The organism is Nocardia sp. CA-135398, assembly GCF_050955845.1.
Classification (GTDB): Bacteria; Actinomycetota; Actinomycetes; order Mycobacteriales; family Mycobacteriaceae; genus Nocardia.
The window spans coordinates 291051-313576 of sequence record NZ_CP192084.1 but is presented as its reverse complement, the minus strand read 5'-3'; the positions used below and the strand labels follow the sequence as shown (position 1 = coordinate 313576).

The following is a 22526-nucleotide window of genomic DNA, read 5'->3' as shown; positions in this document are numbered from 1 at the left end:
AGAGTGAGGAGGTGGAGATCGTGACACGGACCGTTCGGATTGTCGTGCCGGGAGCAGCTGTGCAATCGCACGCTGTCGCACGAATTTCCGCCTCAGATACCTCTCGCTGAGTCCGGTTCGGGCTCGGCGCCCGACGAAGGATTCCTTCCATCATGGTCGATTACGACCTCCTCGTCCCTTACGGCTGGACCGAAGCCGTTGCCGATGAATACGACTCGCTCATCCACGACGGGTGCGTCCCCGCGCGGGTGATCCGAATGGACCGCAGCGAATGCGATGTCGCGACACCGAGCGGGACCACGCGCGCCCGTTGCCAGCGTTTGGTCTGGCCTGAGCGGGGGCCGTCCGTGGTTACGCGAGCTGCCTCCTCTCGGCCTGACCCGCTCAGGCGGGATGCCGACTCCGAAATCAGCGGACTGTGCACCGGTGACTGGGTCAGCATCGACGCCGAACTCAATGTGCGACAGCTGCTGCCGCGCCGCGGCGCGATCATGCGCTCGGCCGCCGACCGACGCGCACAGGGCCAAGTCCTCGCCGCCAATGTCGATACCGTGCTGATCTGCAGCGCGGCCGACGGCGATATCGACCTCGGGCGGATCGAGCGCATGCTCGCACTGGCCTGGGAGAGCAGCGCACAGCCGATCGTGGTGCTCACCAAAGCGGATGCGGCGCTGGATATTCCGCTCGACGAGGTGCAGGCCGTCGCGCCCGGCGCGGTCACCCTCGCGGTCAGTGCGGAGACCGGATTCGGACTCGATGTGCTCACCGCGATGCTCGACGGCACCGTCGCGCTGATCGGTCCGTCCGGCGTCGGAAAATCGACGCTGGCCAATGCCCTGCTCGGCCAGGAAGTCTTCGCCACCAACGCCGTTCGCGGCGTGGACAAGAAGGGCAGGCATACCACTGTGCATCGGGAGCTGCGGCCGCTGCCCGGCGGCGGCACGCTGATCGATACACCCGGATTGCGCGGCATCGGCCTCTGGGATGCCGCCGAAGGCATCGAGAAAACCTTCAGCGATATCGAATCCATCGCGGCGCACTGCCGATTCGACGACTGCGCGCACAACGGCGAACCCGGCTGTGCGGTACGGGAAGCCATCGACAGCGGCGCGCTCACCCAGCGGCGCTTCGACAGCTACCGCAAACTCGGACGGGAAAACGCCTGGATGGCAGCGCGATCGGATAAGCGGCTACAAGCCGAACGCGCCAAGGTCTGGCGCGATATCCGCAAGCAGCAGCGGCAGTTCTACCAGGAGCGCGGATCGCGGCGCTGATCCGACCAGTACCCGGCGGGAGCCGCGGCCCCCGCAGGAGGTGCCCCCAACCGTGGGCCCAGCGAACGCCGCAGCAACACGGTAGGGTCGGCACGCACAATCGCTAATACGGGAGGGTTCCGATGAGTTACCCCGGCGGGTATCCGCCTCAGGGCCAGCCAGGGCAATGGCCCGGGCAGCCCGCATATGGTCAGCCGACGCCGCAGGGCGCGCCGAATACCTACGGTGCGCCACCGCAATACGCGCCGCCCGCCGGGCAGCCGCCGGTCAGCCAACCGCAGGTACCGCAGCCGCCGTACGGCAGTCAGCCGCATATTCCGCAGCCGCAGTACGGCGGCCAGCCGCAGCCGTATGGTCAGCCGCCCCAACCCTATGGGCAGCAGCCATACGGCCAGCAGCCCTCCTATGGGCAGCCGGCTCCGCAGCAGGCACCCGCCCCGCCGGGGATCACGGTCGAGGCCTCTTATGAATGGTTCGCCTTCCTGCTGGCGATCACCAAGCCGAAGATTCTGGTGAACGGTCAGCAGGTGCCGAATACGCGGTGGGGCCAGAACCATATACCGGTCGGTCCCGGTCAGTACCACGTAAAGGTGGTCACGCCCTGGCTGTTCGATATGGGTCCGGCGAATACGACGGCGGTGATCCAGGAAGGTCAGGGTGCGCGGTTCTACTACAAGCCGCCCGCGATCATCTTCCTCAACGGCGCGATCGGCCCGGTTCCGCAGAAGACGCCCGGCGCCATCTTCATCTACATCAGCTGGGCCATCGTGGCATTGATGATCCTGCTCAACATCGTGTTGATCGCTGGCGCGGCCAGCATCTGACAACGTCGAACGGGCGCCGGGGTTCCGGCGCCCGTTCTTCGCGATCCCTATGCAACTGGTTGCATAGGAGCCTGGGTTACCCTTGACGTGCACAACACCCGTCGGCGACTGCTCGCCGGTCGCTCGAACGGGTCGGCACGGTCGCGGGCGCACCCACCCGCGGCCCGGACGACAGGAGCAGGTCATGACGGAACCGGGATCGAAGCCGCTCGCGGGCAGGACGATGATCATGTCGGGCGGCAGCCGTGGCATCGGTCTGGAGATCGCCAAGCGAGCCGCCGCCGACGGCGCGAATATCACCCTGATCGCGAAGACCGACCAGCCGCATCCGAAGCTGCCCGGCACCATTCATACCGCCGCCGCGGAACTCGAGCAGGCGGGCGGGACCGTACTGCCGTTCGTCGGCGACGTGCGCATCGATGAGTCGGTCGCCGAGGCCGTGCGCCAGACCGTCGAGCGGTTCGGCGGCATCGATATCGTCGTCAACAATGCGTCGGCGATCGATCTGTCCCCCACCGACGCCATCTCGATGAAGAAGTACGACCTGATGCAGGACATCAACTGCCGCGGCAGCTTCCTGCTCGCCAAGCTCAGCATTCCCGCACTGCGCGAATCGGCCGCGGCGGGCCGCAACCCGCACATCCTGACCCTGTCCCCGCCGCTCAACCTGGACCCGAAGTGGGCGGGCATGGCGCTGGGCTACACCATCGCCAAATACGGAATGTCGCTCACCACACTGGGTTTGGCCGAGGAGCTCAAGGGCGACGGTATCGCCGTCAACTCACTGTGGCCGCGCACCACCATCGCCACCGCCGCGGTGAAGAATCTGCTCGGCGGCGAGGAAATGATCGCCACCTCGCGCACCCCCGATATCTACGCCGACGCCGCCTACCTGGTCCTCACCTCACCGTCGAAGGAGACCAGCGGCAATTTCTTCCTCGATGACGAAGTCCTCGCCGCCCACGGCATCACCGACCTGGACAAATACCGCGTCGTCCCCGGCGACGCCGAACTGACCACCGACCTGTTCCTCTGACCGACCCGAGGGTGGGCGCGTGGCTGACGATGAACCCCGCGCCCACCCGCTACCGTCGATGACGTGACTGGACAACCGAACCCGGCCGAGATCACGCTGGTCCGCGGTGACATCACCAAGCAGCAGGTCGACGCGATCGTCAATGCGGCCAATTCCTCGCTGCTCGGCGGCGGTGGTGTCGACGGCGCGATCCATCGGGCAGGCGGGCCCGAAATTCTCGATGCCTGCCGGAAGTTGCGCGCATCGCGGTTCGGCAAGGGGCTGCCGACGGGGCAGGCCGTCGCCACCACCGCGGGTCGGCTGGCCGCGAACTGGGTCATCCACACCGTCGGCCCGGTGTGGTCCGCCACCGAGGACCGCTCCGCCCTCCTCGCCTCCTGCTACCGCGAATCACTCCGGGTGGCAGACGAATTGGGCGCGCGCACCGTCGCCTTCCCGGCCATCTCCACCGGCATCTACCGCTGGCCGATCGAGGACGGCGCGCGGATCGCCATCGAGACGGTGCGCGAAGCGACGACGAATGTGACGGAAGTTCACTTCGTTCTCTTCGACGAGCACGCGTACGGCGCATTCGCAACCGCACTGCGCTGATGCTCGTTGATTCTGGTCCGCTACGCCGGGATATAGGCGCGGCGAGTGTTCGGGTCAGTTCGGCTCGATGCCGTAGAGCCGCTCCCAGTTCTCGCGGCTGGTCAGCTCCGGCATGGCGGCGCGGTACTGCTGGGTGAGCTTGGGCAGTTCCCGGCGGAGGCGGCGCAGGACGCGGATGGTGCGGACGAGCAGGGCGCGCGCGCGAGCCTTATCGCGCTGCCGGACCCGGACGCCGGACTGCGAGGCGTCGGTGACCACGACGTGGTCGAACAGCGAAACATGCCACCAGTGCGCGTCCTCGCGGGTGACGCCGATCAGGCCGCGCTGGGTGCGCCCGGTCCACTGGGTGATGGCCCGCTTGATCAGCACCGCCGTGACCCGACTCGGTTCACCACCGGCCCTGCGCAATTGGATATCGGCCGAGCGCACCGGCGGGGTCGCGGCCGGATGCTTGATGGTCTCGGCGTAATCGGCGCGGCTGGTGCGGGCCGCGGCCAGCGCGGCAATTCCACCGTCGCGCAGGATCTTCGGCCCCTGCAGGAAGTCCTCGATGCCCTGCAGCGTGGTGTGCACGAGACCGTACTGCATCGCGACCAGATGTTCGGCCAAATTCCGGAACAGTTGGCGGGTAATGGCTTTGCCGTCGAGATCGGTGTGCAGCGAACCGACGATCAACGAGTTGCGCGTGCTGAAGTAGCGCGCCCAGTCGTCGTAGTCCTTCCAGTAGAAGTCGGCGTGCCAGACCGCGGCATTCGGCAGCGTCACCGTGACGAACCCGTGCTCGCGGGCCCGGATGCCGTATTCGACATCGTCCCACTGGAAGAAGATCGGCACCGGCAACCCGATCTTGGCGACCACCTCGGCCGGGATCAGGCAGGTCCACCAGGCGTTGTAGCCCGCGTCGACGCGGCGCTCCTGGTTCTTCTTCAGCATGCTGATGTTGCGCAATGCCTTCGGCACCTTCTGGCCGTGCTTCAGCTCGTGCAGATGCACTTCCTCGGCGCCGACATTCAGGTAATCCGGGTTGAGCAGGAACAACATCTGCGCGCCGACCAGCGTCGGTTCCACGGTCAGATTGGCGAAGGCGTTGAGCCGCAGTACCGTTTCCGGTTCGCAGAGAATGTCGTCGTCCATCAGGATGACATCGGCGTGCTCGTTGACCGCCGACACCTCGTACAGGCCGCGGGTGAAGCCGCCCGCACCACCGAGATTCGGCTGCCGGATGTAGCGCAGCTTGTCACCGAAGATCGGCAGCGTCTCCTGGAAACGCGCCTGGTCCTGCACCAGATCTGTGCCCTGATCCACCACATAGACCGCGTCGATGGCCTCGAGGATCGGGGCATCGGAGGCCAGTGCGGCGACCGTCTCGGCGCAGTCGGCGGCCCGGTTGAAGGTGCAGATCGCGATGGCGACCGGGCGCACACGTTCCGGCGCGGTGGCGGTCCAGGTCTGCGCGGAAATGCCGAGTTCGCCACCGATGGCATCGAATTCGAGCCACAGCGCGCCGCCGTCGACGTACTGGTCCAGCGGTGCGGTCAGGGTCACGGGGCCGCTGGCGGTGATCTCGGCGGTCTCGATGATCCGGCGGTGCCCGGCGATATCGGAGGCGACCACCCGGACGCGGGCCTTCTTGGTCACATCGAGCACCATGGTGGCCCACACCTCGGTGACCGTGGTCCAGCGCTGCCAGTAGCTGGCCGCGAAGCGCCCGAAGTAGGTGTTGGTATGCGCGGACGCGCCCTTCTCCAGTCTCAGCTCCAGGCGTTCCCGATGGGCGCGGCCCTTGACGACGGCATACAGCTCGTCGCTCACCTTCGCCGACGGGCCGGTGAAGATGCCGCGCTGCAGCACCAGCCGATCGGGCGCCTGATGATCCACGCGCAGCGAGGCGGGCGCGGTCGAAGGTCGGTCATTTGTCTCGGTAACGGCCTGGGTAGCCGACTGATCCATGAAGTCCTCGAAATCGTTTGGTGCCGACGGGACAGACACGCCCCTGGATGCCTTCGCGGCGGGCCGAGGATATCAATCGGGCTCGGCGGCTGCCTGTCCAGGAACCGGGGCGGTCCAACTAGTTATGGTTGCTTATCATTTGCCGAGATGTCCGAAGAACCGACGAATACGAATTTGTCGTAGGCCCAATAGCGGAATACCACCGCGACGATCTGGCCGATTAGCGTGCCGGAAATGTTGTCCGCCAGCGGCGACGATAGATCGAGCAGGTAGCGGGAGAAGCCGAGACAGCTCAGTTGCAGGCCGATAGCGACAATGTTGAATACCGCATACAACAGGTACTCGTGCCCGGGATTGTCGGATTTCTTGTGCCCGAAGGTCCACCACTTGTTGCCGAAGTAGGTCACCACCGTGGCCACCGCGATCGCGATGATCTTGGCGGGCAGCGGCGCGTGGTACAAAACGCCCTCGCCGCCCCAGAACACCAGCAGGTTGTAGGTGCCCGCGTCGACGAGGAAGCCGATCGCGCCGACCACCAGGAAGGCACCGCCGCGCCGCAGCGCGGCGATCACCTTCGCGATCAGCGGCTCGTCGACCGGCGTGGATTGCGGTGAGCCGGACCGTTCGGAGAATGACACGGGCTGCTCTGGGTAAGACACTCGGCGACGGTACCCCAGTAGGCTCGGTGAACCGAGTGAGCACCAACAGGTACCGCCCTGTACCCTCCCGGTGTTCCCCATTCACCGCCGACATCGAGGATTGACCGGGTGGACTCCACCGAGCTCCGAATTGCCGCAGTGGTGCCATGCCACAACGAGGAGGCTTCGGTCGCCAAGGTCGTCGCCGACCTGCAGGCCGCCGTGCCGGGAATCGTCGTCTACGTCTACGACAACCTCAGCACCGACGCGACCGCCGAGCGGGCCCGCGCGGCCGGTGCGATCGTGCGCCACGAACACACCAAGGGCAAGGGCAATGTGGTGCGCCGCGCCTTCGCCGATATCGAGGCCGATATCTATCTGATGATCGATGGCGACGACACCTATGAGGCGTCGGCCGCGCCGCTGATGATCAAGACACTGCTCGACGGTCCGTACGACCATGTGCTCGGCGTCCGCAAACAGGACGAGGGCGCCTCGGCGTACCGCTCCGGCCACGAGACCGGCAACAAGGTGCTCAACGGAGTGGTCGGAAAGGTGTTCGGCGAGAATGTCGAAGATATGCTCAGCGGCTTCCGGGTGTTCTCGCGCCGGTTCGTGAAGAGCTTCCCGGCCGTCTCGCGCGAATTCGAGATCGAGACCGAACTGACCGTGCATTCCCTGCATCTGCGGGTGCCGCGGACCGCGGTTCCGGTCGGCTTCCGCGATCGGCCCGCGGGCGGTGAGAGCAAGCTGCGCACCTACCACGACGGATTCAAGATCCTGGCGCTGATCATCGGCCTGGCCAGGCATGAGCGACCGGTCGCGTTCTACGGACTGTTCGGCACGCTGAGCTGGCTGGTCTCGATCATCCTGACCATTCCGATAGTCGTCGAGTTCTACAACACCCATGAGGTGCCCCGGTTCCCGACGCTGTTCCTGGGTTTCACCCTGCTGCTGCTCGGCAGCCTGGCCTGGACCGCCGGTCTGATCCTGGACGGCATCCGGCGCTCCCGGCACGAGGCCGCCCGGCTGGTCTACCTGCGCTACTCGGCCGTCGGCGCGGATGACGCGCGTGGTGGTGACGCGCACACCGGTGGAGCGCAGCGTTGACCACGTCGGCGGATCGAACCGCGACCACCGCGAATCCGGAACCCGAGACCGCCGACAACGATGTCGCGGCACCCGAATCCGCTGCCGGCGAACCTGATTCGAGCAGACCCAACTCCGCGCGCGACCTCGGACGCCGGATCGTGGCTCGCTTCGGCGCGGCAACGGTTGCCTTCACCATTGTCGTCACGGTCTTCGGCGCACTGTTCGCCTGGATCACCCCGCCGTTCTGGGGTCACGATGAAATCACCCAGTTCGGTCGCGCCTACCAGGTCGCGCACGGTGGCTTCCTGCCGCAGCGGATCCACGACGAGCGCGGCATCTCCTATGGCGGCGATGTGCCGATCAGCATCACCCAGCTGATGGGCTACGCGCTGCACGACTACACCACCAATCCGGAGGAGCCGGATCCGATGGTGGCCGATCCGGGCAGCTATGCCCGGATGGAGGGCGCCGCGGTTTCCAAGGCCGAGGAGCCGGTCTGGTTCACCAACACCGCCGCCTACTCGCCGGTGCCGTATATCCCCGCGGCCGTTGGTATTCGGGTCGCGGAGCTGTTCGGACTGAATGTCGGCGCGATGATGCTGCTGACCCGCCTCGCTGGCCTGGCCGCCTACCTCGCGCTGGTCGGATTCGGTCTGTGGGCGCTGCGCGCGCACCGGGTGCAGTGGCTGGCATCGACCGTCGCCGTGCTGCCGATCGCGGTGTTCCAGGCGGGTACCGTCACCGCCGACACCATGACCAACGCACTGGCCATCCTGGTTTCGGCCCTGCTGGTCAAGGCGCTGTTCCTCGGTGACGGTCTCGGCCGCACCGAGACCGCCGCGCTACTCGGCGCGACCCTGCTGCTGCCGGTCAGCAAGCCGACCTACGTCCTGCTCGCCATGCTCGTGGTGCTGGTGCCGACGAACCGGTTCGCGTTCGGTAACGCGGCCACCTGGAAGCGTTTCATCCCATGGGGTTTCGCGGGACTGGGCGCGCTGGTGTTCGCGGTCTGGATGAAGATCGCCGGACCGACCACCGACGGTATGGGTCTGATGCGCCCACAGCACCAGTGGAATTCGGTGCGGCCGAGCGATCAGCTGCACGGAATCCTCACCGATCCGGTGAATTTCGTGAACACCTTCGGCGAGAGCATCGCGCTGCGCGACCAGCGGTGGTTCATCCAGTTCTTCGGTGAACTCGGCTTCGCCTACATCGACGTCCCCGCGTTGTCGATGCTGGCCTGCCTGTTCGCCTTCGCGGTCAGCATCGGCATCGCGGATCGGATGAACACCGCGACCGCCACCTTCCGGCGCACGCTGATCGTCGCACTGACGGTACTCGCGAGCGTCGCGATGATCTACGTAACGCTGTACATGTCGTTCACGCCGGTCGGCTACTACATCATCGACGGCGTCCAGGGCCGGTACTTCGTGCCGCTGGCGATCATCGCACTCGCGGTGCTGCTGCGCTGGATGCCATTGCGACTCACCGATGTTAGCGGTCGGACGCCCACCAAGGGTCCGGCAGTCGCGGTCATCGCGGCCACACTGGTGGCACTGATCGCCGCGCTGTGGAAGTACTACTCGATCGTCTGGGGCTGACTCAGGCGTTGATGGTCGTTTCGCCGGCCTCGACGTAAGCGCGCTCGGTCGTGGCTTTGGCTGGACGCCACCAGGATTCGTTATCGCGGTACCACTGGATCGTCGCGGCGAGTCCGGCAGCGAAGTCGGAATAGCGTGGCGTCCAACCGAGTTCGGTGCGCAGCAGCGTCGCATCGATGGCGTAGCGCTGATCGTGGCCCGCCCGGTCGGTGACATGATCGAAATCGTCCGGATCACGGTCGAACGCCGCGAGAATCATCCGCACCACCGACTTGTTGTCGAGTTCGCCGTCCGCGCCGATCAGATAGGTCTGCCCGATTCGCCCGCGCTCCAAGATGTCCCACACCGCGCGGTTGTGATCGTCGACGTGGATCCAATCGCGCACCTGATGTCCGGCACCGTAGAGGCGCGGGCGCACGCCGTCGATGAGGTTGGTGATCTGGCGCGGGATGAACTTCTCCACATGCTGGTACGGCCCATAGTTGTTGCTGCAGTTGGAGATTGTCGCGCGGACACCGAACGAGCGGGTCCAGGCACGGACCAGCAGATCGCTCGAGGCCTTGGTGGCCGAGTAGGGGCTGGACGGGTTGTAGGGGGTGTTCTCGTCGAATGCGGGTCCGTCCGGCGGGAGATCGCCGTAGACCTCGTCGGTGGAGACATGGTGGTAGCGCACGTCGTGCCGGCGTACCGCCTGCAGCAGTGAGTAGGTGCCGACGATATTGGTCTGCACGAACGGCCAGGGTTCGGCGAGGGAATTGTCGTTGTGCGATTCCGCGGCGAAGTGCACCACGACGTCGACACCGGAGACGAGTTCGTCGACCAGATCCAGATCGGCGATATCACCGTGCACGAAGTCGATGCGGTCGGCCACCGGCGCCAGTGAGGCCCGATTTCCCGCGTAGGTCAAAGCGTCGAGGACGGTTACGGTCGCGTCGGGACGCTCGGCCACGGTCTGTTGGACGAAATTCGCACCGATGAACCCGGCCCCGCCGGTTACGAGCAGTCGCACGCCCATGACCTTACGTCGCCCGCGCGGCTCGCCGGCGTCGGACCGGTGCGGCTGTATGTACCTGCGGGACCAGAGTTCCAATCTGTGATGTTAATCACTCTGGACAATCGCAAAGAAAGAAGCGTGATTCAGTCTTTTGTGAAAAACCATGGTCAGCGCCCACATTTCCAAGAACCCACCAAGCCTCGAGTCGCGATGGTGAACAAAATTTGAATTAACGGTCACAACGGGTTCACCACGCGTTAGCTGGTCTAGATTTCGATCGTCTAGTCCCCCCGAACGCTTCACATCGAGGTCCAAAACAAATGCTGATGAGGAAATTCGCCGCGACGTCGGCACTGCTGATCGCCGCCATGGGCATCACCGCAGGCACCGTCAACGCGGCACCGGCGGAATCCGCCGACGCCCCGATCAACTTCACCGCGAACTCGACCGACACCCAGTCCATCATCTCGATCGACTCCGGCTCGCTGGTCGTCGAGGACAACGCCCTCAAGATCAAGGCCGCCAACGGAACCACCGTCGCGGGCACCCCGCTCACCTTCCGCGTCGATGAGTTCGAGTTCCCGATCGCCGCGGACATCGCCGACCACACCGCCACCCTCACCCCGCAGCTCGACATGGCGAAGGCCACCTACAAGCCGGTCGCGCTGCCCTTCGAGGACAAGGCCCCCTTCAAGACCGAATACGACCGTGAGCTGGCTGCCTTCAACCGCATGAAGGACACCATCGCCATGGGCGCCACCATCGGCACCCTCGTCGGCGGCCTCGGCGGCGGCGCTCTCGGCTGCGTGCTCGGCGGTATCGCCGGTGCCACCATCGCCTCGGCCACCATCGTCGGTCTGTTCGGCCCGTTCATCCCGGCCGCGGCCGTCGGCTGCGTCGCTGGCATCCTCGCCATCGGTGCGCTGGGCACCCTGGCCGGTCAGATCTTCATCACGGCTCCGGTCGCGATCGGTGCGGCGATCCAGTACTTCGCCACCACCACCGCGCCGTTCAACGCGCCGAAGTAAGTCGAACGACGGCTCCGCACAACTGAAAACGAGCCCAGGAAACCCCGCCCGGTCAGCGATCTGGCGGGGTTTCTGCTGCTGAACGCCGCTGGACCGAAATGGCCGGGCGGAGTTTGCGCATAACGAGGGCCGTGATCTGTCCGGCGTCGCGGTAATTTCAACCGTCGCGTAGATGAACAAAACGTAAATCAAGTTGAACCAAATAGCGCCGCTGTGCGTCCCCGCCGGAATTCTCCGGATGCCAGAGGGGAATTCACCCTCGCGGTTTCCAGCAAAGAACCCCGCCCCGGACCGCCGCCGAAAGGCGAGGTCCGGATGCGGGGTTCGCGACTCGTCCGGCCGATCCAGGTCAAGCCGTCCGAGCCCTTTGGGGGTGCTCGAGGCGGGCGCGCACGAACCGGGAGACCCGGGCCAGAGCCATCCTGCTCTCGGGCAGATTCGGAGCAATCGCCATGAAGGCATGCACTTGACCGCGCCAGATCTCCAGCGCGTTCGGCACACCAGCGGCGGTCAGCCTGCGGGCCATCAGCTCGCAGTCATAGCGCAGCACCTCGTCCTCGGCGGTGATCAGCAGTACCGGCGGCAGACTCGCCAAGGCGCCGTTGACCGGCGACACCAGCGGATCCAGTACCCCGTCCACCTCGGCGCCGATCCGCACCACCGCCTCCAGTGCCGAGAGCGGCAGATAGGGATCGCGGGCGACATTCATGTATTCCCGCTTGGCGACGTAGTCCAGATCGAGCAGTGGGCTCAGCCCGATCAGCCCGCCCGGCGACGGCATCCCGGACTCGATCGCGCGCAGTGCCGTGGCGAAGGCGAGGAAGCCGCCCGCGGAATCTCCCGCGAACATGATCCTGGCCGGGTCCGCGCCGTGCCGCAGCAGCCAGCGGTAGGCGGTCAGGCAGTCCTCGATCGCGGCGGAGACCTTGTTCCCGGGCAGTTGGCGATAGTCGACATTGACGACCGGCAGTCCGGTGCGCCGGGCCAGGCTGGCCGCGATCGGGCGATGGGTGCCGAGACCGCAGACAGCGAAGCCACCGCCGTGCATATACAGCACTGCGCCGTGCCGCAGGGCGCGCGAGCCGCCCGACGGACGCAGGATCTCCATCCGAAAACCGTTCAGCGTCACCTGTTCCCGATCGACACCGCGCGGCTGCGGACGCAGTCGGGCCAATCCGTCGATCGCGAAAGCACCGATCGGGATGCTCGTGCGGCTGACCGGAAACATGCGCAATACCGGTCGCACCGCACCGAGGCAGGTCGCCAGCAGCAATCGGGCCGATGCGCTCGGGCCGTCCGGATTCATCAACAGACCCGGATCACCCGCGTCGAATTCACTCCCGCTGATCGCCACCATCGCGCACCTACCTCACACTGGCGCGCCGAGCCCGACCGAACGGTTCTCCAGGCGAGAGTCGACGCTGACATCTCACACGCTGATGTTTCAGAACACCATAACGTGATCTACGCAACATATATCGCCCGGCGCGCCGAAGCACTAAACGTTCGTGATCAATTTGTAGGCCAGTCGGAACCTCGCCGAAGCCGAGCCAGCCACGCCTGGCAGACTCGATGACCATGCGCGGAATCATCTTGGCCGGTGGCACCGGATCCCGGTTGCACCCGATCACGCGCGGGGTGAGCAAACAGCTGGTCCCGGTCTACGACAAACCGATGGTCTACTACCCGCTTTCCACGCTCATGCTGGCGGGCATCAGGGACATCCTGGTGATCACCACCCCCGAGGACGCCGACGCGTTCGCCCGCCTACTCGGCGACGGCTCGCAGTTCGGCATCTCGATCAGCTATGTGGTGCAACCGGAACCGGACGGCCTCGCCAAGGCATTCGTCCTCGGCGCCGACCATATCGGCGGCGAGAGCGCCGCATTGGTGCTCGGCGACAATATCTTCCACGGACCCGGCCTCGGTACCAGCCTGGAACGCTTCGCCGCGATCGACGGCGGCGCGGTGTTCGCGTACTGGGTCTCGGATCCGACCGCCTACGGCGTCGTCGAATTCACCGCGGGCCGAGCGGTTTCGATCGAGGAGAAGCCCAAGGTGCCGCGGTCCAACTACGCCATCCCCGGGCTGTATTTCTATGACAACGATGTCGTGGAGATCGCGCGCGGGCTGCGACCGTCGGCACGCGGCGAATACGAGATCACCGATATCAATCGCGCCTATCTGGAACAGGATCGGCTGCGCGTCGATGTCCTCGCCCGCGGTACCGCCTGGCTGGATACCGGCACCTTCGATTCGCTGCTGGACGCCGCGAATTACGTGCGCACCATCGAACAGCGCCAAGGCCTGAAAATCGGGGTGCCCGAAGAGGTCGCGTGGCGGCAGGGCTTCATCGACGACGAACAGCTGTGCACGCTGGCCGAACCGCTGGTTCGCTCCGGCTACGGGACTTACCTGCTCGATCTGCTCGAGCGCGGACGGGATTGGTGAGCGATGGAGTTCCGTGAACTCGCCGTGCCGGGGGCATGGGTGATCACCCCGCGCCAGTTCGGCGACGAGCGCGGCATGTTCTGCGAATCGTTCAAGGCCTCGGAATTCGAGAAGGTGACCGGTCGGCCGTTCGATCTGCGCCAGGTCAACTGCTCGGTCTCGGCGGCCGGGGTGCTGCGCGGCATCCACTACACCGAGGATCCGCCCGGACAGGCCAAATATGTGACCTGTGTGCGCGGTGCGTTCCTCGATGTCGTCGTCGATCTGCGGCCCGGGTCGCCCACCTACGGCCGCTGGGACAGCGTGGTGCTCGACGATGTCGATCGGCGCTCGATGTACCTGTCCGAGGGACTCGGCCATGCGATCCTGTCGCTGGCGGACCAGTCCACCGTCACCTATCTCTGTTCCATCGAGTACACGCCCGAATTCGACAGGGATATAGACGCTTTCGATCCGCGGCTGGGCATCGAATGGCCGAAGGTCGGTCTGGACGGCCAGCCGTTGACGTATATCCGATCCCCGAAAGACGCTGCCGCTCCGCCTTTCTCGTAGAACGCCGAACGTCACCGCCCCCGATGAGGAGGGATGCGGTGACGTTCGACCTACCGTCGGCGGAAGGGATTCAGCCGACGAGCTCCAATTCCGGCTCCTGCGCCCGCGCCTTGGCACGCTTGGGCAGGTAGGCCGTCAGGGCGATCAGCGCGCCGACAATGGCGACGCCCGCCGCGAATTGCAGTCCAGGGCGGAAGTTGTCGAGCATCGCGGACGCAGTGCTCGCGCCGTGGTCGCCCGAGGAGATGATCGCGGTATTCACCGCGAGCACGATGGCCGCGCCGACCTGCATGGAGGTCTGCAGCACACCGGCCGCAAGGCCTTGTTCGTCGTCATCGATGCCGTTGGTCGCCTGAATGTTGATGGCGGGGAAGCCGACCCAGCCGATACCGATCAGCAGCACCGCGGGCAGGATCATCGTCAGATACGACGGGGTGGTGTCCAGGCGCAGGAACAGCAGGTAGCCGATGGCCATCACGACCATGGTGATCGCGATGATCGGACCGGTGCCGAAGCGGTCGACGAGCTTATCGGAGAAGAACGCCGAGGCGACGACCAGCAGACCGACCGGAAGCAGCGCCATGGCCAGCTTCAGCGGCGACCAGCCCAGCGAATCCTGCAGGTACAGGGTCACGATGAACTGCCAGCTGAAATACGATCCCGCCACCGCGATGATCGCGAGGCTGGCCCGGACCAACGTCACCTTGCGCAGGATGCCGAGGCGCACCAGCGGGTACTTCACCTTCTTCTCCACCACGACGAATCCGGCGAACAGCACCGCGGCGCCGACGAACGAAGCGATCGTGCGCGCCGAACCCCAGCCCACCTCGGGCGCGGAGACCACGGTGTAGACCAGCAGCAGCATGCCCGCGGTGGACAGCAGCGCACCGAGGATGTCGTGCCCACCCTCCTCGGCGGCCTCGTCCTTGGGGACAAGCACCCAGGCCGCGGCCAGTGCGGCGAGCGCGATCGGAACCGGAAGCAGGAAGGTCCAGCGCCAGCCGATGCCGGTCATCAGACCGCCGAACAGCAGACCCATGGAGTAACCGCCCGCACCGAACACGGTGTAGATGGACAGCGCCTTATTGCGGGCCGGGCCCTCGGCGAAGTTGGTGGTGATGATGGACAGACCGGTCGGGGCGGTGAACGCCGCGGCCAGGCCCTTGATGAAGCGGGTCAGGATCAGCAGCGGGCCGGAGGTGACCAGACCGCCCGCCAGCGAGGCCACCGCGAAGACGGCGAGTGCGATCAGGAAGACCTTGCGCCGCCCGAGCAGGTCGGCGGTGCGGCCGCCCAACAGCAGCAGGCCGCCGTAACCGAGCACGTAGCCGCTGACCAGCCACTGCAGGGTGGAAGTCGACAGATCCAGCTCGGCGCCGATGGACGGCAGCGCCACACCGATCATCGAGACGTCGAGACCATCGAGGAACAACACAATGCAGAGGGTGATCAGCATGCCCCAGAGACGGGTGGACCATCTGATCGGATCGGTCGCCGTCGCGGCCGAAAGGGTTGCTGCAGAAGTCATGGGCGGAACATTACATGCGCCGACATTAAATGCCAACACATTTAATGCGCTTGCATCAGCTGATCGGGAGCACTAGGATAGGGCCATGTCGAAGCTGTCGACAACACAATTACCCGGGCGCGATGTGGCGCCCACCGGGTTGGTCGCCGAGTGGCGTGAGCTGCTCGACCGGCACGCCGCCGTGAGCTGTGCGCTCGAGAAGGAGCTGCAGGGCAAGCACGATATCGGCCTGAGCGAATTCGAGACGCTGGACCGGCTCGTCGATGCCGCGTGCGGCGACTATCGGATGAGCGATCTGGCCAACGACATCTACCTGAGCCAGAGCGCGCTCTCCCGCGCGGTGGCGCGGCTGGAGCGCGACGGACTGGTCTCGCGCAGTATGTGTGCCGAGGATCGGCGCGCGATCTTCGTCTGCCTGACCGAGAAGGGTCGCGAGGTCTACGAGGCCGCGCTGCCGACCCATCGCGAGGTGCTCGGGCGGACCTGGGGCAGTCGGCAGAAGTGCTGAGGCGCTAGATACTCTCGCGCGCTTCCTCGATACCGGCGCGGGCATCCACCGCGACCGACTTGATGTTCGCGAAGACCGTTCGGTAGCGGTCGATTTCGTGTTCCTTGTCGAGGTACACCGGACCGGTGAACGCCTCGACGTAGACCACCGGCGGCTCGCGCAGCTCCGCCTGCGCCGCATCGGCGAATTCGAGCAGGACGAACGGACCCGAATCCATGCCGTCGTGGTAGCCGGAATCCGACGGCACCAACTGGATTCGCACATTCGGCAGATCACACATGCGCCGCAGGTGCGCGAGCTGTTCGACGGTCACCTCGACGCCGCCGACCCGCCGCCACAGCACCGACTCGCTGATCACCACATCCAGATGCAGCGGCGAATCCTTGCGGGTGAGCAATGCCTGCCTGGCCGTGCGCAGCTGCACCCGACGGTCGATTTCGGTCTCCGACGCCTGCGGACGCGCGGCCTTCAGCAGCGCGCGGGTGTATGCCTCGGTCTGCAGCAGTCCGGGGATCAGCTCGTTCTCATAGGTGGCCAGGGCACGGGCGGCCTCCTCGAGGCCGATATATACCTCGAAACCCTCGGCGATCACATCGCTGTAGCCGGTCCACCAACCCCTAGCCTTGGTCTCCTTGGCCAGCGCGGTCAGCGGTTCGACGAGATCGGTTGGCGCACCGTAGATCTTGCACATGGCCTCGACATCCAGGCTGCGCAATGAGGTCTGCCCGGTTTCGATCCGCCAGATCTTGGCCTCGGACCATTCGAGCTGCTTGGCCGCCGTCCGAGTGGTCATCCTGGCGCGATTGCGCAGATCACGCAGATGTCGGCCGAGCTGCCTGCGCGGCATGGTCGATCCGGTCGTGCCCTGCGGTAAAGCCATGCTTCCCCCTCGCGATATCCGAACAGCATTGTTTCACAGTAAATCCGACACAGGTCACGACGAGTGTCCCGGGCACGCCAAAGGCGCAACGGCGACGAACAGGTTCCCGCAGGCCATGATCCGGCAACTCAGCCCGGTTCTACTTGCGTTGACCGCGCTTGCGGAAGCGCCAGAACTGCACGGCGCGAACGTCTTCGGAGAGCTGGTTGACCGGCTCGGCGACATCGGCGAGCGCCTGGAACAGATCGTCGGCGAGATCGGCGATGTGCTCGACCTTGGTCGCCAGCTTGGACGCGTTCTCCAAGAATTCGAGCAGCAGGCGTACGACGGCCGCGATGGTCAGCCCCAGCGGTATCGCGATCAAGGCGGCCAGCACGCCGAGCACCGCGGAGACCTGCCACATCAGCACCGTCAGCGCGATCGGGAGGCCGATCGCGAAGGCCAGGCCGAGCATGTAGGCCAGCGGCAGCAGCGTCCTGGTCGCGGGACGGTGGAATTGCACGTCGAGCAGGCCGCGGGCGGCATCGGCGGTCCAGGCACGTGGACTTTCGAAGGGTTCGGCGGGTTCGGCTTCCGGGGCGCGCGAGAACCGCTTGGAAGCGGTTTCCTTCCAAGCGATCCAGCGCGATTCGGTTTCGAACTCCACCGCCTCCGGCGCGCCGACATGATCGGCCTCCTGGGCCCCACCTGCCGAATCGCTTCGTGATGCCGCGCGCCCACCCGTCACCCGACCGCCAGTCGAATCGATACCGCGATGCTCACTCATATTGCGATCCTTCCCCCAATTCGACGCCCCGCCAATAGGAGTGGATTCACACAATAGGTGTGCCCGCCATGACGCCTCGGCGGTGGCAGGCCCGTTCAAAGGGGTGTCTCAGTGATAGCCGATCGGCACCGGGTGAGACGAACCCGACAGTCACCAAGATCTTTTGTACAACCCGTAACGCCCACCCCACCCCGTCCCGATACCCCCCACGTATGCAGGACCCAGATCTATCGGGGAATGGAGAAAGACAGTGCGCACCACGTTTCCGACTTCCGCATCGGCGGCAGAGATGACTGCCGCGGCGCAGGACTACATCCAGCGCGGGTGGACGATCGCTGAAACGACCAACGGAATCTGCCTGATCACGGATGAGGATCTGTCGGGTATCGAGATCAGCGGTGAGCTGGCCGGCGAGGTTCGCCGGTTCCTGAGCGCGAACAACCTGACCGGTCCGGTTATCGAGATTCCCGGCGCCGAGCGTCGCGAGATCCACTTGGTCACCGGCCTGCGCAAGGCCGCGATGGCGCTGGAGGCACTGCGCGAGGCGGGCGTCACCATCTACACCGCCGGCGACGGCATCCCGCTGCCCCCCACTCAGCTCACCACCGGCGAGGCTTGCTGGGGCGTGGCTCCTGGCGAGGCCCGCTGGATCCCGCCGGTAGTCGCGATCGGCGCCGCGGTTCGCTCGGCGCTCTCGCGTCGCAGCACGGTCGACACCGTCGCCTGCTGACTTATTGATCCGGGCGGGGTCCGCACTGCCCCGGCCCGCCGATGACCGGTATCCGCTACCCGCGGATACCGGTCATTCTTGTTTCCTCATGCGCGGAGATCCATCGCGCGCGATGATGGGGTTATGGCCCAGCTCACTGATGACTCCCGGACGCTGTTGCGGACCTGCCCGCTGTGCGAGGCAGTCTGCGGACTCGAGATCACCCTGGACTCGAACGACCATGTGACCTCGGTTCGCGGGGATCGGCAGGATCCGTTCAGCAAGGGTTTCATCTGCCCCAAAGGAGCCAGCTTCGGACATCTCGACGAGGATCCGGACCGGCTCACCGAACCGATGATCCGCGACCGGGCCACCGATACCTGGCGCACCGCATCCTGGACCGAGGCATTCGAACTCATCGCCGCACGCTTCCCGGCGATCGTGGCCGAGCGCGGAAATCAGTCGGCGGCACTGTATCTCGGCAATCCCAACGCGCATACCGTCGCCGGGGCGCTGTACGTGCCGGTGTTGATCCGGGCGCTCGGCACCAAGAATCTGTTTTCGGCGAGCACCGCCGATCAAATGCCCAAACAGGTGGCGAGCGGGTTGATGTTCGGTGACCCGCTGACCGTGCCGGTACCGGATCTGGATCGCACCGATTATCTGCTGATGCTGGGCGCGAATCCGCTGGAGTCGAACGGATCGCTGTGCACCGCACCGGACTTCCCGGGTCGGTTGAAGGCGCTGCGCAAGCGCGGCGGCAAATTCGTCGTGGTCGATCCGCGGGAGACGCGGACCGCGAAGCTGGCCGACGAGCATCTGTTCATCCGGCCGGGTAGCGATGCCTATCTGTTGTTCGGCATCGTGCATACGTTGTTCGAACAAGGTCTGACCGATATCCGCGTGGATGTCGCGGGGCTGGACGAAGTCCGCTCGGCCGCCGCGGATTTCACACCCGAGGCGGTTTCGGCTCGAACCGGTATTCCCGCCGAGACGGTTATCCGGATCGCGCAGGAGTTGGCTGCGGCGCCGACCGCGGCGGTATACGCGCGCATCGGCACCTGCACAGCCGAATTCGGCACGCTGACCCAGTGGTTGGTCGAGGTGATCAATGTGCTGACCGGCAACCTCGACGCACCCGGCGGAGCCATGTTCGCCAAGGCGGCGGCGGGAGGCATCCCGCGCACCAAGCCGTTCCGCACCGGACGCTGGGCCAGCCGGGTGCGCGGACTGCCCGAGGCGATGGGCGAACTGCCGGTGGCCACCCTGGCCGATGAGATCACCACACCGGGTGCGGGGCAGGTACGCGCGCTGGTGACCGTCGCCGGTAATCCGGTGCTGTCCGCGCCGAGTGGGCCCCGGTTGGATACGGCCTTCGCGCAATTGGACTTCATGGTCAGCGTGGACCGGTACCTGAACGAGACCACCCGGCATGCGGATGTGATCCTGCCGCCGCCGCGGCCGACGCAGTCGCCGCACTACGACTTCGCCTTGCTGCAGTTCGCGGTTCGCAATTACGCGCGGTACTCGCGGCCGCTGGTTCCACTCGGCGATCGGCCTTCGGAGTCGGAGATCCTGGCCAGGCTCGGGGCCGCGCTCACCGGGCAGCCCGCCGGACCGGAGGCGCTGAACGGCGTCGATGAACTGATCATCGCGGGCATGCTGCACAAGGCGGGCATACCGGAGCGGCGACCCGAACTCATCGGGTCCAACAGCACCGAGCAGCGCATCGACCTGATGCTGCGGCTCGGACCGTACGGCGAGTGGAATGCCGGCGCGAGCGACGGGCGGGCCCACGAAGGGCCCGGGGAGCGCCGAGACCAATACAGCACACTGAATCTGCAGGTGCTGCTGGACAATCCGCATGGCGTCGATCTCGGACCGCTACAACCGCGGCTGCCCGGCGTGCTGCGGACGGCGTCCAAGCGGGTGGAGTTGGCGCCGCAGCCGCTGCTCGACGATGTCGCGCGGATGCGGGCCCGGCTCGACGATGCCGCGCCCGATGTGGTGCTGATCGGGCGGCGGCAACTGCGGTCAAACAACAGTTGGATGCACAATATCCCGACGCTGGTCAGCGGGTCGAATACCTGCACGCTGCATATCAATCCGGCGGATGTCGCGCGGTTGGGACTCGGCGATACCGCCGTGGTGAAGTCCGCCGCGGGGACGCTGACGGTACCGCTTGAGCCGACCGAGGCGATCATGCCCGGGGTGGTGAGTCTGCCGCACGGCTGGGGACATGCCGACAGCACGCAGACGGTGGCCCGGGCGCACGCCGGGGTGAATGCCAATGTGCTGACCGATGATTCGGTGGTGGATGTGCCGTCCGGAAATGCGGTCTTCAATGGCGTTCCGGTGACCTTGACGCCCGCCTGAGCTGTGCTCGATCCGACCGGTCACGACTATCAAAAATTCCGGCCGGTCGGATTGTAGCTAATTTTCGGAAACCCTTGCGCTAACTAAAGATTCAGTGCATTCTCAACGTGGATTTTGCTGTGTTGCCAGACTAAAATGGACAGGATTTCGGTTTAGTCGCGGGCTCAGCGTCGAACCCGTTGCGGTGTGCCGGATTCCAGCTACCAGAGGGGGCGCGATGCCCGGTACACGTTGTGGCAGTGACGGTGAGCACGAACTACAGGACAGGTACGGTACGCGGGACCGCGCCGAACGCTTCTACCAAGATCAAGTACTGGATCAGCTGAACCCGACGATGATCGAATTCATCGCCAGGATGGATATGGCGTTCATCGCCACCGCGGACAAACACGGCGAATGCGACGCAAGCTTGCGCGCGGGCCCGCCCGGCTTTCTGCATGTGATCGACGAACGCACGATTGCCTATCCGGAATACCGCGGCAACGGGGTGCACGCCAGTCTCGGCAACATTCTGGAGAACCCACACGTAGGCATCCTGCTAATCGATTTCGTCCAGGATCTGATCGGATTACACATCAACGGTTCGGCACGGATCGTCGACGACACCGCGCTGCGCCGCAACGTCCCGGAGCTGCCGGAGAACCTCAAGGGGCGAGCCGCCGCACACTGGGTGGTCGTCGATGTGGAAGAGGCCTACATCCACTGTCGCAAGCACATACCGCATCTGGTTCCCGCGGCGCGGGAACAGCGGGAGTGGGGCACCGACAACATCCGCGCCAAGGGCGGCGACTACTTCGGAGCGAAGGCGCAGGCCAACGCCGACGCGCTGGTTCGTTAGCCGGACTGCATACTCGCCCCAGACGGAGCGAGTCTTACGAGCGACGTTCGCGGCCCGTCTCGCGGCCGAGTCGTCGAAGCGCATGCGCCGCACACCCCGGCACTCGATCACCCCGCACGCGTGCACCAAGTGCCGAACGCTGCGCCATCCCCAACCACCACGGAGCGAGTCTTACGAGCGACCGTTCGCGGCCCGTCTCGCGTCCGAGCCGTCGAAGCGCATGCGACGAAGTCGCGAGTCTCGACGGCTCGGACGCGAGACAAAGGGGGGCCGCGAACACGCAGCGCCGAAGGCGCTGCAAATCAGACACCGAGTTTGAAGATGACCAGGCGCTGGACGACGAAGTTGATGACCGTCGCCGTGCCCTGGGCGATGACGAAGGCCAGGGGCTGGCGCCACCAGTCGCCGGGAAGCGTGGCGTAGAGCACGGCATTGATGCCGACCTGGACGGCGAAGGTCACGGCGTAGAGGACCACGACGGCGATGAAGCGGGTGCGGCTCGGCGGGGCTTGGAAGGTCCAGCGGCGATTGATCAGGTAGGCGGTGGTGGTGCCGGCGATGAAGCTGATCGATTTGGCGACGCTTACCGGCAGGCCGATGAGGTTCAGCAGAAAGCTGTAGATCCCGTAGTCGACGATCGCCGACAGGCCGCCGGTGAGGGTGAAGCGGACGATCTGCGTCTTGAGGTCGACATCGGTTCCCGCCGGCTCGTCGACCAGCGGCAGTTCGGCCGGGAGCGGCAGGTGGGGTTCGGCTTGCACGCCGACGAGCGTAACGGGGTGACGTGGGACACGCGCACTCCAGCACCATCGGACGTTCGTCCGGCGCGATGGAACCGATGTCCTACCTCACATACTGGGGAGTACGACGACGCCGACCGGATATCGGCT

The 22526-nt window shown here is 65.6% G+C and carries 21 protein-coding genes; 13 read left to right on the top strand and 8 right to left on the bottom strand.

Features of this window, described 5'->3' with window-relative positions; genetic code table 11:
• Positions 1-152: 152 nt before the first annotated feature.
• The 4 genes from rsgA to ACQP1T_RS01315 all read left to right on the top strand — a co-directional run bounded on the left by rsgA (position 153) and on the right by ACQP1T_RS01315 (position 3725).
• Positions 153-1274: a ribosome small subunit-dependent GTPase A gene (rsgA, locus tag ACQP1T_RS01330; protein WP_433758119.1), complete on the top strand. Its 1122-nt coding sequence runs from the start codon at positions 153-155 to the stop codon at positions 1272-1274.
• Between the two features lie 122 nt (positions 1275-1396).
• Positions 1397-2098 carry a hypothetical protein gene (locus tag ACQP1T_RS01325; RefSeq protein WP_433758118.1) on the top strand — a complete coding sequence of 234 codons (702 nt, stop codon included), beginning with the start codon at positions 1397-1399 and terminating at the stop codon, positions 2096-2098.
• A gap of 184 nt (positions 2099-2282) precedes the next feature.
• Positions 2283-3134, top strand: coding sequence for an SDR family oxidoreductase (locus ACQP1T_RS01320; protein WP_433758117.1), 852 nt, complete (start codon positions 2283-2285; stop codon positions 3132-3134).
• A gap of 63 nt (positions 3135-3197) precedes the next feature.
• Positions 3198-3725: an O-acetyl-ADP-ribose deacetylase gene (locus ACQP1T_RS01315; RefSeq protein WP_433758116.1), complete on the top strand. Its 528-nt coding sequence runs from the start codon at positions 3198-3200 to the stop codon at positions 3723-3725.
• Positions 3726-3779: 54 nt separating this feature from the next.
• Here ACQP1T_RS01315 and ACQP1T_RS01310 read toward each other — a convergent pair whose 3' ends face one another.
• On the bottom strand, positions 3780-5675 hold the full coding sequence (locus ACQP1T_RS01310) for a glycosyltransferase (RefSeq protein WP_433758115.1): 1896 nt from the start codon (positions 5673-5675) through the stop codon (positions 3780-3782).
• 122 nt (positions 5676-5797) lie between these two features.
• Complete coding sequence (locus ACQP1T_RS01305) at positions 5798-6334, bottom strand: GtrA family protein (RefSeq protein ID WP_433758114.1); 537 nt, start codon at positions 6332-6334, stop codon at positions 5798-5800.
• 108 nt (positions 6335-6442) lie between these two features.
• Here ACQP1T_RS01305 and ACQP1T_RS01300 point away from each other — a divergent pair, with 108 nt between their 5' ends.
• Entirely contained in the window at positions 6443-7423 is a 981-nt protein-coding gene (locus tag ACQP1T_RS01300; RefSeq protein ID WP_433758113.1) for a glycosyltransferase, read from the top strand.
• Positions 7420-9006: a DUF2142 domain-containing protein gene (locus tag ACQP1T_RS01295; protein ID WP_433758112.1), complete on the top strand. Its 1587-nt coding sequence runs from the start codon at positions 7420-7422 to the stop codon at positions 9004-9006. Before ACQP1T_RS01300 ends, ACQP1T_RS01295 begins: the two co-directional genes overlap by 4 nt.
• Position 9007: 1 nt before the next feature.
• On the opposite strand, the gene rfbB is transcribed toward ACQP1T_RS01295, so the two are convergent.
• Positions 9008-10015: a dTDP-glucose 4,6-dehydratase gene (gene rfbB / locus ACQP1T_RS01290; RefSeq protein ID WP_433758111.1), complete on the bottom strand. Its 1008-nt coding sequence runs from the start codon at positions 10013-10015 to the stop codon at positions 9008-9010.
• A gap of 305 nt (positions 10016-10320) precedes the next feature.
• Here rfbB and ACQP1T_RS01285 point away from each other — a divergent pair, with 305 nt between their 5' ends.
• A complete protein-coding gene (locus ACQP1T_RS01285; RefSeq protein WP_433758110.1) occupies positions 10321-11028 on the top strand; it encodes a hypothetical protein in 708 nt (235 codons plus the stop codon).
• 349 nt (positions 11029-11377) lie between these two features.
• On the opposite strand, the gene ACQP1T_RS01280 is transcribed toward ACQP1T_RS01285, so the two are convergent.
• Positions 11378-12385, bottom strand: a complete 1008-nt coding sequence (locus ACQP1T_RS01280; RefSeq protein ID WP_433758109.1) for an alpha/beta hydrolase — start codon at positions 12383-12385, stop codon at positions 11378-11380.
• Positions 12386-12606: 221 nt separating this feature from the next.
• On the opposite strand from ACQP1T_RS01280, the gene rfbA reads away from it, so the two are divergent.
• Positions 12607-13479: a glucose-1-phosphate thymidylyltransferase RfbA gene (gene rfbA, locus ACQP1T_RS01275; protein ID WP_433758108.1), complete on the top strand. Its 873-nt coding sequence runs from the start codon at positions 12607-12609 to the stop codon at positions 13477-13479.
• Positions 13480-13482: 3 nt separating this feature from the next.
• Positions 13483-14031, top strand: a complete 549-nt coding sequence (locus ACQP1T_RS01270) for a dTDP-4-dehydrorhamnose 3,5-epimerase family protein (protein WP_062980928.1) — start codon at positions 13483-13485, stop codon at positions 14029-14031.
• 70 nt (positions 14032-14101) lie between these two features.
• On the opposite strand, the gene ACQP1T_RS01265 is transcribed toward ACQP1T_RS01270, so the two are convergent.
• On the bottom strand, positions 14102-15559 hold the full coding sequence (locus ACQP1T_RS01265; protein ID WP_433758107.1) for an MFS transporter: 1458 nt from the start codon (positions 15557-15559) through the stop codon (positions 14102-14104).
• Positions 15560-15644: 85 nt separating this feature from the next.
• Between ACQP1T_RS01265 and ACQP1T_RS01260 the strand changes: the two genes are divergently transcribed.
• Entirely contained in the window at positions 15645-16067 is a 423-nt protein-coding gene (locus ACQP1T_RS01260; protein ID WP_433758106.1) for a MarR family winged helix-turn-helix transcriptional regulator, read from the top strand.
• A 4-nt stretch (positions 16068-16071) separates the two neighbouring features.
• Here ACQP1T_RS01260 and ACQP1T_RS01255 read toward each other — a convergent pair whose 3' ends face one another.
• Together ACQP1T_RS01255 and ACQP1T_RS01250 are read right to left on the bottom strand one after the other, a co-directional pair.
• Positions 16072-16947, bottom strand: coding sequence for a helix-turn-helix domain-containing protein (locus ACQP1T_RS01255; RefSeq protein ID WP_433758105.1), 876 nt, complete (start codon positions 16945-16947; stop codon positions 16072-16074).
• A 139-nt stretch (positions 16948-17086) separates the two neighbouring features.
• Positions 17087-17713 carry a DUF4282 domain-containing protein gene (locus ACQP1T_RS01250; RefSeq protein ID WP_433758104.1) on the bottom strand — a complete coding sequence of 209 codons (627 nt, stop codon included), beginning with the start codon at positions 17711-17713 and terminating at the stop codon, positions 17087-17089.
• A gap of 250 nt (positions 17714-17963) precedes the next feature.
• Here ACQP1T_RS01250 and ACQP1T_RS01245 point away from each other — a divergent pair, with 250 nt between their 5' ends.
• The 3 genes from ACQP1T_RS01245 (at position 17964) to ACQP1T_RS01235 (ending at position 21636) form a co-directional block, all read left to right on the top strand.
• On the top strand, positions 17964-18443 hold the full coding sequence (locus tag ACQP1T_RS01245; RefSeq protein WP_433758103.1) for a hypothetical protein: 480 nt from the start codon (positions 17964-17966) through the stop codon (positions 18441-18443).
• A 123-nt stretch (positions 18444-18566) separates the two neighbouring features.
• Positions 18567-20798: a molybdopterin-dependent oxidoreductase gene (locus tag ACQP1T_RS01240; RefSeq protein ID WP_433758102.1), complete on the top strand. Its 2232-nt coding sequence runs from the start codon at positions 18567-18569 to the stop codon at positions 20796-20798.
• Between the two features lie 217 nt (positions 20799-21015).
• Positions 21016-21636 (top strand): pyridoxamine 5'-phosphate oxidase family protein, encoded by a 621-nt coding sequence (locus ACQP1T_RS01235; protein WP_433758101.1) that lies wholly within the window; start codon positions 21016-21018, stop codon positions 21634-21636.
• Positions 21637-21938: 302 nt separating this feature from the next.
• Here the strand turns inward: ACQP1T_RS01235 and ACQP1T_RS01230 are convergent, their stop codons facing one another.
• Positions 21939-22397, bottom strand: coding sequence for a GtrA family protein (locus ACQP1T_RS01230; protein ID WP_433758100.1), 459 nt, complete (start codon positions 22395-22397; stop codon positions 21939-21941).
• Between the last annotated feature and the right edge of the window lie 129 nt (positions 22398-22526).

Bases quoted from the DNA above. Each gene is read 5' to 3' on its own strand.
- ACQP1T_RS01310 (WP_433758115.1), bottom strand. From the start codon at position 5,675: ATGGATCAGTCGGCTACCCAGGCCGTTACCGAGACAAATGACCGACCT.
- ACQP1T_RS01270 (WP_062980928.1), top strand. From the start codon at position 13,483: ATGGAGTTCCGTGAACTCGCCGTGCCGGGGGCATGGGTGATCACCCCG.
- ACQP1T_RS01250 (WP_433758104.1), bottom strand. From the start codon at position 17,713: ATGAGTGAGCATCGCGGTATCGATTCGACTGGCGGTCGGGTGACGGGT.
- rsgA (WP_433758119.1), top strand. From the start codon at position 153: ATGGTCGATTACGACCTCCTCGTCCCTTACGGCTGGACCGAAGCCGTT.
- ACQP1T_RS01235 (WP_433758101.1), top strand. From the start codon at position 21,016: ATGCCCGGTACACGTTGTGGCAGTGACGGTGAGCACGAACTACAGGAC.
- ACQP1T_RS01260 (WP_433758106.1), top strand. From the start codon at position 15,645: ATGTCGAAGCTGTCGACAACACAATTACCCGGGCGCGATGTGGCGCCC.
- ACQP1T_RS01240 (WP_433758102.1), top strand. From the start codon at position 18,567: ATGGCCCAGCTCACTGATGACTCCCGGACGCTGTTGCGGACCTGCCCG.
- ACQP1T_RS01320 (WP_433758117.1), top strand. From the start codon at position 2,283: ATGACGGAACCGGGATCGAAGCCGCTCGCGGGCAGGACGATGATCATG.
- ACQP1T_RS01325 (WP_433758118.1), top strand. From the start codon at position 1,397: ATGAGTTACCCCGGCGGGTATCCGCCTCAGGGCCAGCCAGGGCAATGG.
- rfbA (WP_433758108.1), top strand. From the start codon at position 12,607: ATGCGCGGAATCATCTTGGCCGGTGGCACCGGATCCCGGTTGCACCCG.
- ACQP1T_RS01280 (WP_433758109.1), bottom strand. From the start codon at position 12,385: ATGGTGGCGATCAGCGGGAGTGAATTCGACGCGGGTGATCCGGGTCTG.
- ACQP1T_RS01265 (WP_433758107.1), bottom strand. From the start codon at position 15,559: ATGACTTCTGCAGCAACCCTTTCGGCCGCGACGGCGACCGATCCGATC.
- ACQP1T_RS01255 (WP_433758105.1), bottom strand. From the start codon at position 16,947: ATGGCTTTACCGCAGGGCACGACCGGATCGACCATGCCGCGCAGGCAG.
- ACQP1T_RS01285 (WP_433758110.1), top strand. From the start codon at position 10,321: ATGCTGATGAGGAAATTCGCCGCGACGTCGGCACTGCTGATCGCCGCC.